Origin of the sequence: Actinospica robiniae DSM 44927, from assembly GCF_000504285.1 — a bacterium.
GTDB lineage: Bacteria > Actinomycetota > Actinomycetes > Streptomycetales > Catenulisporaceae > Actinospica > Actinospica robiniae.
Genome location: NZ_KI632511.1, coordinates 4,709,369 through 4,722,691 on the forward strand (window position 1 = coordinate 4,709,369; position 13,323 = coordinate 4,722,691).

The 13,323-nt window shown below is 69.5% G+C and carries 11 protein-coding genes and 1 riboswitch; of the genes, 6 read left to right on the forward strand and 5 right to left on the reverse strand.

All coding sequences use genetic code 11. The annotated features are described in order from the left end of the window. Window positions 1-2: 2 nt before the first annotated feature. Window positions 3-1,208, forward strand: coding sequence for a DedA family protein (locus ACTRO_RS44910; protein ID WP_063628036.1), 1,206 nt, complete (start codon window positions 3-5; stop codon window positions 1,206-1,208). On the opposite strand, the gene ACTRO_RS19935 is transcribed toward ACTRO_RS44910, so the two are convergent. The 3 genes from ACTRO_RS19935 to ACTRO_RS19945 are packed head-to-tail and all read right to left on the reverse strand — an operon-like array spanning window position 1,205 to window position 2,109. Further along, window positions 1,205-1,450, reverse strand: a complete 246-nt coding sequence (locus ACTRO_RS19935; protein ID WP_034275747.1) for a hypothetical protein — start codon at window positions 1,448-1,450, stop codon at window positions 1,205-1,207. The two genes, ACTRO_RS44910 and ACTRO_RS19935, sit on opposite strands and share 4 nt — an antisense overlap. Before the next feature lie 42 nt (window positions 1,451-1,492). Next, window positions 1,493-1,768 (reverse strand): hypothetical protein, encoded by a 276-nt coding sequence (locus tag ACTRO_RS19940; RefSeq protein ID WP_157436344.1) that lies wholly within the window; start codon window positions 1,766-1,768, stop codon window positions 1,493-1,495. Further along, a complete protein-coding gene (locus ACTRO_RS19945) occupies window positions 1,747-2,109 on the reverse strand; it encodes an ATP-binding protein (protein WP_051451093.1) in 363 nt (120 codons plus the stop codon). Before ACTRO_RS19945 ends, ACTRO_RS19940 begins: the two co-directional genes overlap by 22 nt. A gap of 126 nt (window positions 2,110-2,235) precedes the next feature. Between ACTRO_RS19945 and ACTRO_RS19950 the strand changes: the two genes are divergently transcribed. Next, the gene (locus tag ACTRO_RS19950; RefSeq protein WP_211244351.1) at window positions 2,236-2,988 is read left to right on the forward strand and encodes a GntR family transcriptional regulator; all 753 of its coding nucleotides are present in this window, start codon (window positions 2,236-2,238) and stop codon (window positions 2,986-2,988) included. Between the two features lie 1,642 nt (window positions 2,989-4,630). Here ACTRO_RS19950 and ACTRO_RS19955 read toward each other — a convergent pair. After that, a complete protein-coding gene (locus ACTRO_RS19955; RefSeq protein WP_157436345.1) occupies window positions 4,631-5,473 on the reverse strand; it encodes a DMT family protein in 843 nt (280 codons plus the stop codon). 366 nt (window positions 5,474-5,839) lie between these two features. On the opposite strand from ACTRO_RS19955, the gene ACTRO_RS19960 reads away from it, so the two are divergent. Then, a complete protein-coding gene (locus ACTRO_RS19960; protein WP_051451095.1) occupies window positions 5,840-6,652 on the forward strand; it encodes a maleylpyruvate isomerase family mycothiol-dependent enzyme in 813 nt (270 codons plus the stop codon). A 593-nt stretch (window positions 6,653-7,245) separates the two neighbouring features. Here the strand turns inward: ACTRO_RS19960 and ACTRO_RS19965 are convergent. Continuing rightward, window positions 7,246-8,334, reverse strand: a complete 1,089-nt coding sequence (locus ACTRO_RS19965; RefSeq protein WP_034265182.1) for a hypothetical protein — start codon at window positions 8,332-8,334, stop codon at window positions 7,246-7,248. A gap of 389 nt (window positions 8,335-8,723) precedes the next feature. Between ACTRO_RS19965 and ACTRO_RS19970 the strand changes: the two genes are divergently transcribed. The 3 genes from ACTRO_RS19970 to ACTRO_RS19980 all read left to right on the forward strand — a co-directional run bounded on the left by ACTRO_RS19970 (window position 8,724) and on the right by ACTRO_RS19980 (window position 13,301). Beyond that, window positions 8,724-10,118, forward strand: a complete 1,395-nt coding sequence (locus ACTRO_RS19970) for a M16 family metallopeptidase (protein WP_211244352.1) — start codon at window positions 8,724-8,726, stop codon at window positions 10,116-10,118. A gap of 1 nt (window position 10,119) precedes the next feature. After that, the gene (locus ACTRO_RS19975) at window positions 10,120-11,487 is read left to right on the forward strand and encodes a M16 family metallopeptidase (protein WP_084316405.1); all 1,368 of its coding nucleotides are present in this window, start codon (window positions 10,120-10,122) and stop codon (window positions 11,485-11,487) included. Window positions 11,488-11,710: 223 nt separating this feature from the next. Next, window positions 11,711-11,823: riboswitch (SAM riboswitch) on the forward strand. Between the two features lie 104 nt (window positions 11,824-11,927). Next, window positions 11,928-13,301, forward strand: coding sequence for an aminotransferase class V-fold PLP-dependent enzyme (locus ACTRO_RS19980; protein ID WP_051451096.1), 1,374 nt, complete (start codon window positions 11,928-11,930; stop codon window positions 13,299-13,301). Window positions 13,302-13,323 lie beyond the last annotated feature (22 nt).

Genomic DNA, 13,323 nt, shown 5'->3' on the forward strand with positions numbered 1-13,323 from the left:
ACGTGCTGAACGCGATCATCAACCATCTGCTGGTGTTCAGCGGCTGGTCCGCGATCCTCCTGGTCTTCCTGCTCCCGGCGCTGGAGTCCTCGGTCTTCCTCGGCTTCGTGATCCCCGGCGAGACCGCGGTGGTCGTCGGCGGATTCCTGGCGTACGAGCACAAAGTCTCCCTCGCCGCGATCCTGGCCGCCGGCATCCTCGGCGCCATCGTCGGCGACTCGATCGGCTTCGCCGTGGGCGAGCGCTGGGGCGACAGCCTGCTCGCCCGCCTGCCGAAGCGCCTCATCAAGCCCGAGCACGTGACCCAGGGCAAGCAGATGATCACCCGCCTCGGCGGCCGCGCCGTGTTCGCCGGCAGGTGGGTATCGGTCCTGCGAGCACTCGTCCCCGGCCTCTGCGGCACCAGCGGCATGCGCTACGCCACGTTCCTGCTCTGGAACGCCATCGGCGGCATCACGTGGGCCACGCTCTACACGATGGTCGGCTACCTCGCGGGCTCCGCTTGGGAGCGCGTCGAGCACTACACGTCGGTCGTCAGCTACGCCCTCGTCGGCGTCATCGCCATCGCGATCGCCGTGGTCGTCTTCCTCAAGCACCGCCGCCAGAGCGAACGCGACGCCGAGACGCGGCAGGAGGCGGCGGAGTCGGGCCGACTGACGGAAGCGGACTCGGACCGGTCGGCGGAGGCAGCGGGCGCCACGGATGGCGCGACTGGAACGCTGGCGGCCGCAAAGGGAACGCGGACGGAAGCGGCGGGAGTGCCGGCGGGCGCGGTAGGAATGTCGGCAGACCCGACTGGGACGTTGGTCGGCGCGGCTGGGACGTTGGCGGGCGCGGCTGGAAAGCCAGCCAGCGCGACCGGCACCGCAGCCCCGGCGTCGGTCACGAATCACCACCAGCCGTCCGCAAATGAGCAGCCTGCGACTCCGGCGACCCGAGTACAGGCCGGCGAGCAATCCGCGACGACCGCAGACCTCACCACGCCCGCTGTCCGTAAGCACGCTAAGAGTGGTCCGGCAGCGGCACGCTGGCACTCCGCGGCGCCGGTCGCCTCTACACCGGCACCCGCACCCGCACCCGCCAGCGACGCAGAGGGCAGCGAGCACGCCACCCCCTACTCCCCCGTCACAACGTCAGCCGCGACCGCGACCGCGACGTCGGCTCCGACTCCGCTTCCAACTCCGACCTCGGATTCGCCCTCGGCCTAGGCCGTGCCCTCATCCTCGGCCGCGTCATCGCCCTCGCCGCCATCGGTGCCGATACCGGCACAGTCATCGGCATCAGCATTAGCACCAGCACCGCCATCAGCACCGGCACTGATTCCGGCATCGGCACCGCCACCAGCATCAGCACCGATACCAACGTCGGCGTCGGCGTCGGCGTCGGCGTCGGCGTCGGCGTCGGCGTCGGCGTCGGCGGAATCATCCTCCGACAGCTGCCGAGCCCCCATCGGCCCATCGACACACCAGCCGCCCTCGGCGGCTTCTCCGCGTCAGAAGCCGCCTTCAATCCCCTCCTCGTCCATCGGTGCGAGCCATATCCGCGGGCCGCTCTCTTGCTCCGCCTGGTCCCGCATCGGCGTATACGTCGTCGCCGCAACCGAGATCAGCCCACCGAACTCGCCCACCGGGCACGTGATGAACGTTCCTCCGAACTCACCGCTGACGAATTGCGCCTGGTCGTAATGCTCGCGGGCCTCAGCTTCGGTCAGCACCCTGGCCATGATGCCGTTGCTGGCCCGGTACTTCACCGCCAGATCTCCGCCCACCAGATGAATCCGTCCTCGTGCACGTCGGTCCCCCACTTGTCCGCGAGCGCGTCGACGATCACAAGGCCCCGCCCGAAATCGCCGTCTTGCCCATCCCAGCTCGTCGCCGTGCCAGGGCCGTCCACGGCGACCCGCAACACACCTTCGAGCTCGACGATGCTCAGCACGAAGCTGCCGCCGCTCGCGTCGGTCGCGTGCCGGATGGCGTTCGTGGCGAGCTCGGAGACGATCCGCACCGCAGCCTCGGCCCCCACGTCATCGCCGACGATCGCGGCGACGGCATGCCGAGCGACGCCGACCATGCTCGGAAGCGCGGGCAGCGTGACCGCGTACTCGCTCACGTGCTCTCCCTGTCGGCCTGTTCGACCCCTGCGTGGCCACCTCTGTACAGAGGACGGTTCTGTACAGAGCTTGCGCCTCTGTACAGTGGGCGTCAAGCTAACGGCGGAAAGAGTTTCCGAGCCGAGGTGAGACCGATTCCCGATACGCCTGCGTACCAGCGCATCGCCGACGAACTCCGCCGCGAGATCCTCGACGGCGAACTCGCACCGGGCGAGCAGTTGCCGTCGCTCGCCGAGCTGGCTCAGCGGTTCCAGGTATCCGATCGCACCGCGTACGAAGCGACCCGCGTGCTCATGAACGAGGGCCTGATCCACTCTCGGCCTGGCGCGCCCACCCTCGTGCGCGAACGCCCCGCAGCGGTGCGGATGGTGCGCTCCTGGTACCGCGAGTCGCCCAAGGGCTCACCGTGGCACGCTGACATGGCCGCCCAGGGCCGCAACGGGACATGGGAAGCGCACTCGGAGCGGGTGCCGGCTCCGCCGGCCATCGCCGATCGACTGCACATCAAGGCCGGCGATCACACGATGCGTACACACTATGTGCTTTTAGCTGACGGTCAGCCGACATTCCTGTCGACGTCTTGGGAACCGCTCGCGCTCACCCTCGGCACCGACATCATGCTGCCCGAGCAGGGCCCGCACGCCGGCATCGGCGTCGCCGACCGCATGGCGCTGATCGGCCACCAGCCCGACATGGCCGTCGAAGACCTCGTACCTCGGACGCTGACCGGCCCGGAAGCGGCGAGCCTGGGCCTGCGCGCCGGAATCCCCGTCATCGTCATCGAGCGCACGTACTGGCAAGGCGATCTGCCGCTGGAGACAGCGGACATCGTCATCCCGCCGCCCTACCGCCCGCGCTACGAGATCCCGATCAGCTGAGTCGGCTCAGCATCCTTGCTCCGAAGAACGCCGCTGCGCATCTCGCGATGAGCTGCACAGAGACGACCCGCAGGCATGCTTTCCGGCTGACCCGCGAGTGCGCCTCAGCCAGCACCGTAGATGCACACCGCGGCCGAGCCCGCCAGCGCGCCTCAGGCGATCTCGCGGATGCACGTCTCACCCAGCCAGCCCCGCCAGCGCACCTCAGGCGCCCTGCAGCTTCACGCCGCCGGGCCCAGGTGCCGCCTCTGGAACTCCGCAGGCACACGCCGCCGATGCCGCCGACTCTTCGGTGCCGCCTCAGGCAGCCCCGTACATACACGCCGCAGCTCGGTCCCGCCGGTAGCCTCAGGGGCGACCCCGCAAACACACACCGCAGCCGTTTTGTCCGGAGTGGCGGTGCGCACGCTTGACACGTCCTTCACACCGTCGGCCTGGCTTGTCCGCCAAACTTTTGCCGCATCAGCACAGCGCCCGTGGCGCGACGTTCGCGACCATCGCGCCTGAGCACCATCGAGGCCGTCTCAGTGCAGAAGCCTTAGCGACTGGCGCGGTACCAACGCCAACCACCAGACTTCCAGCCAGTTGCTCCAGCCGATCACGACCACGCCGTGAGCTCCGTGCAACCTGCCGTAGGCCAGACGCGATCGTGTCGACCCGCGCGACCACGCCCGCCCGCCTCATGCCCGTCACGTCAGCCACGGCACAGCTGCCATCACGTCAGTCACGGCACAGCTGCCATCACGCCCACCAACGCCGCTGGGCCGCGAGACTACGCCCCCTGGACGAGAGCCGTTCATATCAATAAGCACCATTCCCTTCGACGATAGTTCGGCCTTGCCCTGCTGATGCCCTTCGGGTCCCGTCGCGGCCACATCGTCCGCCACCAACGCAACGGGACCAAGTAGCGCTCAGCACTTCTAGCCGAACAAGCGCGGCTTGCCTCGCGATCTGTTCATCATCCTGCTCCTTGTTCTTCCTCTGAGATGTTGGGCACCCTCTCGACGCTCGCACATATGGACACGCGTGGAGCGATGTCCTGGTTGCAAGATCAGAGCTTTTCTGCTTTCAGCAGAATCGGGCGCCGTTGTCAGAATCCCGTTGTATCTTGAAGAAGAAGGCCGCTACCGACGCGAAGCAGCTGACGCGCAACGAGAACCGAAGAGCGAGAACCGAAGAGGGGGACTTCGATGGGAGGGTAAGAAACGACACCTAAGACTCTGCGCCTCCGACGGGCGCGTCCGCGCATCGGTCACTCCATCCAGGAGCTAGTCGATGTAGTCCATTCAAGCGCCGGCCGCTCCAGCGAGCGTCCCGAACGTTCGGCAGGGCGGCTCAGGGCACCGACGGGCGCCGGACCCCATCCGCCGGCAGTCGCCCACAGACACTGACCAGGATCCTGGGCACCATCCTGGCCGAGATTCTGGGCACCAGGCTGACGGAGCCGTTCATTCGAGTTCTTACTGATGCTTCTGGACGTCGGCAATCACCTAGCTCGGTCATTCAGAAGCAGCCGTAGTAAATCATCAGAACTGAAAGGAGAAGCCTCAGCCGCAGCTGAATCCGCTACGGGGCCCACCGTGCCACCGCCAGGGGCGCTTACGGGAGGCTTCGTTCCCAGCAGAGAGCTTGCGCTCTGTCGCTATGGGCGCTGACGCTCGACGACGTCTTGGCCCTGCTCGTCGTGGCCGGCCTGGGGATCGTCGATGTCGGCGGGGATCTCGGCAAATCGGGCTAGGGCAAGCGCTCCGCCGACAGCGAGGAGGAAGCCGAAGACCCCGACGACGCCGTAGCCGGGACGCGCGCTGTCACCGAGGAGCGTCACGCCGATCAGCGCGGGCACCGCCGTCTCCCCGACGACGAGGGCGGCTGCAGTCGCATTGACCGAGCCACGCTGCAACGCCGTCGCGAAGAACAGGAAACCGGTGATCGAGGCGATCACGGCGGCGTACGCAGCCGGGTCCGTCAGGAGCCTGACGGGGTCGACCGAGGGCAGGATCCGCACAGCAAGGCCGAAGACGCCGAACAGGAAGCCGGCGATCGTGCCAAGCAGTGCCGGGTGCGCGTTCTTATACACATTTCCGAGCACCAGCGCGGTCACCGCCAGCGCGAGCGAGACGCCGAGCAGCACCCAGCGGCCGGTGCTGGTGAACGTGCCGTCGCCTTCGGGTCCGGCGGCCAGGCCCAACAGAATCAGACCGAAGACGACGGAGAGGACCGCGAGCTTGTCCTTGCGGGTAAGGCGGATGTGCAGCAGCAGGCCGGCTGCCACCGCCGTGACCGCCAGGTTCGTGTTGACGATGCCCTGAACCTCGAACAGCGGCAACTGCCGTAGCGCGTAGAGGTTGAACAACAGGCCGAAGGCATCCATCGCCGTGCCAAGCAGGAACGGCATGGAACCGAGCACGCGCATGAGCAGCCGGGGGTCCACCCCATCGGTGCGCTCCACCTTTCGCGCGCCCATGGCCTGAAACACGGTGGCCACTCCGTAACACAGGCTCGCGATGAGGGCTCCCGCCAATCCCCAGCTCACGCGCCACTCCTCACCGGATTCTGCCGATCTTCCTACAGTTTTCAACCTTACTAGTGGGCGCCATTCCCAGCGGGACCCCCGCATGATCTATCTCACGTGGCGCCATCCGGTCGGGCAGGGCATGCTGTATCAACCCATCCGTCGAACGCATGGGAACGCCCTCCTCGGGGCAGAATCCAGCGATACCACGGTTTTCCCTCCGACCAACCTCCACCGACGACGGCGTTGTGCGAGAACTGCCGCCGCCTCTCAGCCATACCCGGGACGACTCCGCGCACCCGCGGCCGGCCCAACCACAAACACGAAGGAGTCCGACCGGTGCCCACCCTCGCCCCGTCGCCCGCCTGGCACACCCTCGACTATCCCCGCGTCCTCGACCTGATCAAGGCCGAGATCGACCGCATCGGCGCGCTCATCGCCGAAGCGGACGACGGCACCGTGCGCGTCCCCTCGTGCCCCGAGTGGACGCTGGCCGAGCTGGTCCGGCACACCGGCGAGATCCACCGCTGGGCCGCCGCGATCCTCACGCGGCTGCCGCAGGAGCGGATCGAGCTCACCGAACAGGAACGCGCCCTCCCGGGCAACTGGGGTGCCGAGACCGCGCAGTGGTTCGCCGAAGGCGGCGCGCGCCTGCTCGCGGCGCTGCGCGCAGCCGACCCGGAGGCGCCGTGCTACGCCTGGGGCGCCGACCAGCACGCGAAGTTCTGGTTCCGCCGTATGCTGCACGAGTCGACCATGCACCGCATCGACGTCGAGTACGCCGTGCTCGGCCAGCCGGGCGGGTTGGACGCTGCGGTCGCGTCGGACAACATCGACGAGTTCCTCGCGAACGTGCCGTCGATGGCGCGGTTCCGCCCCGCGGTGCGCGAACTGCACGGCGACGGCGAGACCATTCACTTGCACGCCACCGACCTCGACGGAGCCGAAGTGCCCCGCGAGTGGCTGATCACGCTCGAGCCCGACGGATTCCGCTGGTCGCACGCACACGTGAAGGGCGCGGCGGCGGTCCGTGGCACGGTCCGCGACCTCGCGCTGTGGGTCAACGGCCGGCTGGTCCAGGACGACCCGGCACTGGAGCGGCTCGGCGACGAACCGCTGTTGACCTACTGGCGCAACAGGACCTCGTTCTGAGGGAGCGGAAGCCCCACAGGATCAGGTTCCGGTGAGAAAAGCCCGAAGGGCCAGGTTCCGGTGAGAGCAGGGCAAAGACCGGAGCCAAAGGCCATGACCACGGGACAGAACCGCCGTCAGGATTAGGCCATGGTGCGGAGCCGGACTGAGGCTCCGCACCATGGCCACGACCAGAAGCAGACAAGGTCGGGACAGGTTCAGCGACTTCCGTAACGACCAGCGCCAGGAACACGGTCCGGATCGGGACGACGCTCAGGGACAGAGCCAGAGTCAGGATCAGGACCATGGTCGGGACTTGGGCCAGAATCCGGGGCTAAGGCCAGGACCACGGTCAGGACCAGGAGCAGGACCACGGTCGGGACTAGGGCCAGAATCCACGGCTAAGGCCAGGAACACGGTCAGGGCCAGAACGAGGACCAGGACCAGGACCAGGACCAGGACCACGGTCAGCGCCACGACCAAGGCCAGTCCGGGAGTTGGTGCTGTGCTGAAAGGTGCTGCGGAATCTGGCGCAAGGCGGGCCGAAGCGCGGAAAACTGAGTTCTGAAAGCGCGGAGGGTCGCAGAGCCTGGGTCAGCGAGCCGAAACGGTTCTTAGGCGGCGAGATCCCGGTCGGCCACGATGGATGTCGATGACACGTCGTGGCCGGCCGGGATCTCGCCGCTGAACGTGGCGGAGATGCCGGCACTGCCGGGAGTCGTGGCCTTGGCGGTGCTGATCGTGGGCGCGGTCGAGGACGCGCTGCCCGCGTTGCCGGACACGACCGTGAAGGCGGGGGCCGCTGTGGGGACGTCGGCCTGGGCGGAGGCTGGAGCCGAAACCGAGACTGGAGCCGAAACCGAAGCCGAGGCTGGGGCAGACGCCGGAGCCGGGGCTGTGGCCGGAACCGAGGATGTGGGCACGGCTGGGGCTGAAGCTGGAGTCGAAGCCGAGGCCAGAGCCGGGAGGTTCGCCTCGCGGGCGGTTGCTGCGGGGTCGAACTCGGCCGACGCTGTGGCGGCGTCGGCAACGAGCACGTCGGCGATGAGGGCCTCGGCCATGGGGGCGCTGACTATGCGTGCGTCGGGGATGAAGACGGCCTTGGCATCTGCTGGAAAGCCGGCGTCGGCGGGAAAACCGGCGTCGGCGGGAAAGCCGGCGGCGTCGGCGTCGACAGCGCCGACAGGGGTGGGGAAATCGGTGGGACCAGCGTCAACGGGGACCGCGGGGGTGGGGAAGTTGGCCGGGGGGACGAGCTGGCCGCCGCGGACGAGGAAGCCGGCGCTGCCGAGGACTTCCTTGGCCTGCTCGAACAATCCTACGATCCGACGTGAGACGTAGAAGCAGATCAGTGCGCAGGGGATCTCGGCGAAGACCGCCATCAGGATCGAGATGATCTGGCCGCCGCGGTGCGTCGTCAGGACGTCGAACCAGGCGTCGATGAGCAGCATCGTGCCGGTCATGGCGGCGGTGACGGCTCCGCGGGGGGAGCGGGTGATCAGGCGGAACGCAGTTACTGCGAAGCCGAGGACGAGGAAGCAGTCGAAGCCGCCCCAGACCAGTTCCCAGCGCCTCGAGACGTTCACGACCTGCGGGACCGTGAACATCAGCACGATCCAGGGGATCAGGATGATCGCGCCGCCGACGAAGAAGGTGACCACCCAGCGTGGGAGCAGCCTTTTCGAGCCGAGTTCGAACCGCACCGTCTCACGCTCCTCGTTCTCGCCGCGGCGCCGGGCGCCCGCTGATGCCCCGACACGGACTGCCCGTTCTTGAGATCCCCGGCTGTGGGGGTCGACAACCCCTTCCGGCGTGCTCGCACACTTGAGCGCTGTGCGAACTACCCACACTCCAAGAATGTAACGTCAACCTTTGCGCAAGCTGGGAAATTCCCGGCTAAATGCTGGGGATGTTCCCAGGGCCGATTCCGGCCCGGGGGACGCGGCGGAGGACTCGACCGGTGCCCGCTCACCCGCGACCTGCACGCGATGCGCGCGGATCGGTCGGCTCCGTGGGGGTCTCGGATGGGTATGGTGGGCGGTGGAGCGCAGATCTTCTCTGCTTCCTCTTCTTCTCAAGTCAGGAGGGGCGAGTGGCACAGCAGCCGACCGGGCAGGCCGAGACGCAGGGCGGGTTCGGGTGGCCGGTGGAGCAGTTCTCCCTGGACAACGGCCTGCGCGTGGTGGTGTCCGAGGACCGCACCTCGCCGATCGCGGCGGTCAACCTCTGGTACAACGTCGGGTCGCGGCACGAATCCACCGGTAAACACGGGTTCGCGCACCTCTTCGAGCACCTGATGTTCCAGGGCTCCTCGCAGGTGGGCAAGACCGAGCATTTCAGCATTCTGCAGGCGGTGGGCGGCGGGGCGGTGAACGCGACGACGAGCGCGGACCGCACCAACTACTTCCAGACGGTACCGAGCGCGGCGCTGCCCACGGCGCTTTGGCTCGAGGCCGACCGGATGGGGAGCCTGGCGCTGACCCAGGAGAACCTCGACAACCAGCGCGAGGTCGTCAAGAACGAGCGACGGCAGCGGTATGACAACGTGCCTTATGGGCGTTGGCACGAGATCCTGCTGACCCTCGCTTACCCGGAGGGGCACCCCTACCACTACTCCACCATGGGCTCGATGGCCGAGCTCGACGGTGCGGCGCAGTCCGACTTCACCGGCTTCTACGAGGCCTACTACTCCCCCGACAACGCGGTGCTGACCGTCGTCGGCGACACGGATGCCGAGCAGGTGCGGGCGCTCGCGGAGCAGTACTTCGGCGCGCTGCCGGCTCGGCCGCGGCCGGCGCCGCGGTCGGTCGATGCGCTGCCTGCGACTCTTGACGGGCCGAAGCGGCTGGTGCTGACGGAGGATGTGCCGCTGCCGCGGCTGTTCTTGGGCTTCCGGGCCACTCGCTTCGGGCATCCGGGCGCGGCCGCCGAGGAGGTCCTGGCGACGGTACTCGGACGAGGGCGCGGGGCACGGTTGTTCACCGAGCTGGTGACGCGGCGGGAACTGGCGCAGGCCGAGGGCGGGTACCTGGCCGCCTGGCAGTTCGCCTGGCACGAGTCGCTCCTGTCGGGCTTCGCCACGCCGCGTGCTGGTGTCGACCCGGCGGAGCTCGAGGCTGCTTACTTCGAGGTCTGCGAGCGCGCGATCTCGGACCTGCCGACCGAATCAGAGCTCGACCGGGCCCGGTCGATGCTGGCGGCGGACTGGGCGCGGGAGCTTTCCGCGGTCGGCTCGCGGGCCGACCAGTTGGGCAAGCACGCGGTGCTGTTCGACGACGCGGCGGCGATCGGCGACCGGCTGCCCGAGATCCTGGCGGTGACGGCGCAGGACGTGCGCGACGCCGCCGAGCGGGTGTTCGCACCGGAGAACCGGGTCACCTTGGAGTACCGGGTCGCGGGTGCGGACGGGAACGACGCCGCGGCGGACGCGGGTACGGGCGACGCGGACGCGGACGGCGCGGCCGCCGCGACGACGGAAGGGAACTGACGTGACGTCACCCAAGTTGGCCGCGCGCCCTGCGGTGTCCGCTCAGCGTCCTTACGTCTTCCCCGAGGTCCGCAAGCTCACGCTGGCGGGCGGCGACGTCCTCGCGGCGCACCTGCCCGGGCAGCCGATGGCCTGGATCGGGCTGGTGCTCGGCGGCGGCGCGCTGGCCGAGCCGGTCGTAGCGGCGGGTGCGCAGGCGCTCGACGGGCTGGCCCGGGCCACGGCCGGACTGCTCGACGAGGGCACCGAGCGCTACAGCGCCGACGAGTTCGGCGCGGCGGTCGAGTCGCTCGGCGGGCAGTGGGGCGTGGACGGCGGCTGGCAGAGCACGAAGGTGTCGCTGGATCTGCCGGTGGCCCGGGCGACGCAGGGCGGTGAGCTGCTGGCCGAGGCCGTGCGGCGGGCGGCCTTCCGCGACGACGAGGTGCGCCGGTTCCTCAACGACCTGGTCGCGGCGAAGCAGGAGAGCTTCGCCCGGCCGGGTGTGCGGGCCCAGCAGGCGCTGCGGGCGGCGCTTTACGGCGAGCAGTCCCGGTACGGCCGGCTGGCCGGCGGTACGCCGGAGAGCACGGCGGCGCTGGACGCCGACGCGGTGCGCGCGTTCCACCGGGATTGGCTGCGCGGAACGGGCACGTTGCTGGTGGCCGGAGACCTGGACGTGATCGACCTCGACGCGCTCGCCTCGGCGGTCTTCGCGGACGCCGCGGTGCCGAACCCGACGACGCCGGACGGCGAGGCACCGGTGAGCGACCCGGCCCGGCTGGTGATCGCCGACCGGCCCGGCGCGGTGCAGTCGACGCTGCGGATCGGCCACGCGACCGCGACCCGCGGGCAGCTGACCGCGGCCGGGGTCGACGTGACGGCGCTGCGGCTGGGCAGCACGATCCTGGGCGGCTCGTTCAGCTCCCGGCTCAACCACGAACTGCGCGAGGTCAAGGGCTACACCTACGGCGCCCACGCGTCGTTCGACCTGGGCAAGCCGCAGGGCCTTTACTCGTTCAGCGCCGAGGTGCGCACCGACTCCACCGCCGCGGCGGTGGGGGACGCGCTGCGGATCATCACGGATTTCGTGGAGCACGGCCCGAACGCGGACGAGCTGGAGCAGACGCGCTCCTACCTGGCCGGGGCCACGCCGATCGGGCTGCAGGGTCCTGGTTCGGTGGGGCAGCGGCTGATCGAGATGGTCCGGCACGACCTGCCCGGCGACTTCGTCACGACGGAGCACGCGCGGCTGCTCGAGTTGACGCTGGATGAGGTCAACGAGGCGGTGCGCGCGGTGCTGCGGCCGGCGGATCTGGTCGTGGCGGTCGAGGGCGACGAGTCCGTGGTGGGAGCCGAGCTGGCGAAGGCCGTGCACGGCGAAAAGTAGGACAGAAGTAGCGGTCAGCCGAGTAACCGGGTAGCCGAATAGCCGAATAGTCCGGCAGACCGAAACCCCGTCGCCCCCGTGGATGATCGCGGGGGCGACGGCGTTTCGGTGCCAGGTGAGACCAGCGGGACAGCACCGTTCGACGGGGTCCAGGGATCCCGGGATCCCGGGTGGCGGGCTGCGGGTGCCGCCGTCGGTGCGGCTGTGCTAGGGTCCGAACCAAGGTCATGAGTACCAGCGCGTAGCCCCGGCTCGCTGGTCGGCAACCCTTCGTCCGCGATGGGGTGCCCCGGGTGAAGACCGGGCCGCGCGGTAGGCGCGCGGCAAGCGCGGATTCGTGGTGGCTTCAGCCCGCCGGTACCTCACTCAACGTATTGAGAATCGTGCCGCGAACGTGGCGGTCTCCTCGTTTCCCCGGAACCCGACTGGGGTGCCTGGCGATGACCGAGAGCTTGACCGTCTCCGTTCCGACCGAATGTATCAACGCGCTGCTGCCCGTCGTGGGCGCCGGACTGCCGGTGCCGCTGGTGTCCGGCGCGGCCGTGGCCTACGCGAACCTGGACTACGCGGCTTCCGCGCCGGCTCTGCGCGCGGTGGCCGAGCACGTGGCCACGGCGCTGCCCTACTACGCCTCGGTCCACCGCGGGGCGGGCTTCGCCTCGCAGGTCTCGACGGCTCTGCTGGAGAACTCGCGGGCCTGCGTCGGACGTTTCCTCGGCGCGCGCGAGGAGGACGTGGTGGTCTTCACGCGCAACACCACCGACTCGCTGAATCTGCTCGCGCACTGCGTGCCCGCGGGCGGGACGGTGCTGCACCTGGACATCGAGCACCACGCGAACCTGCTGCCCTGGCAGCGGCGCGGCGACACCGTGCTGGAGGCGGCGCCGACGCTTCGCGAGACGCTGGCCGACCTCGACGCCGCGCTGGCCTCGACGCCGACGGCGCTGGTCGCGGTGACGGGGGCGTCGAACGTCACCGGGCAGGTACTGCCGATCGCCGAGCTGGCCGAGATCGCGCACCGGCATGGCGCCCGGATCGTGGTGGACGCGGCGCAGCTGGCCCCGCACCGCCGCGTGTCGCTGCGCGAGTCCGGCGTGGACTACCTGGCGCTGTCCGGGCACAAGCTCTACGCGCCCTACGGCGCGGGCGTGCTGGTCGGTCGACGGGACTGGCTGGACGAGGCGCCCGCGTACCTGGCCGGCGGCGGGGCCGTGCGCGAGGTCGGGCTCGACGGCACGGAGTGGGCCGCGGCACCGGCGCGACACGAAGGCGGCACGCCGAACGTGCTGGGCGCGGCGGCGTTGGCCAAGGCGTGCGAGGAGCTCGCGACGGTCGGCGGGGCTGCACTCGCGGCACACGAGGAGACGCTGCGGCAGCGGCTGCTGGCGGGGCTCGCCGCGCTGCCGGAGGTCACCGTCCTGCGGATCTGGGCCCAGGATGAGAGCGCTGCCGAGACCGAGGACTGCATCGGCGTGGTCTCGTTCACCGTCGCGGGGTACCACGCCGGCTGGATCGCCGCCTACCTCTCGGCCGAGCACGGGATCGGGGTGCGGGACGGGCGGTTCTGCGCGCATCCGCTGCTGGCCCGGCTCGGTCTCGGGGCCGACGGGGCGGTGCGCGCCTCGTTCGGCGTGGGCTCGACCTCGGCGGACGTGGACCGGCTGGTGGCGGCGCTGCGCACGCTGCTGGGCACCGGTCCGGAGACGGAGTACGAGCTCGTCGACGGGCGGTACGCGCCGGTGGGCGACCCGCGCGAGATCCCCGACTTCGCCGGACCGCGCTCGAGCGTCTCCTCACCCTGCCAGGAAGGCTGAGCGAAAAACGCTGGGCGAGGAG

Excerpts from the sequence above, each read along its gene's own strand:
- ACTRO_RS19935 (WP_034275747.1), bottom strand. The coding sequence starts at position 1,450 with ATGGGGGCTCGGCAGCTGTCGGAGGATGATTCCGCCGACGCCGACGCC.
- ACTRO_RS19980 (WP_051451096.1), top strand. The coding sequence starts at position 11,928 with ATGACCGAGAGCTTGACCGTCTCCGTTCCGACCGAATGTATCAACGCG.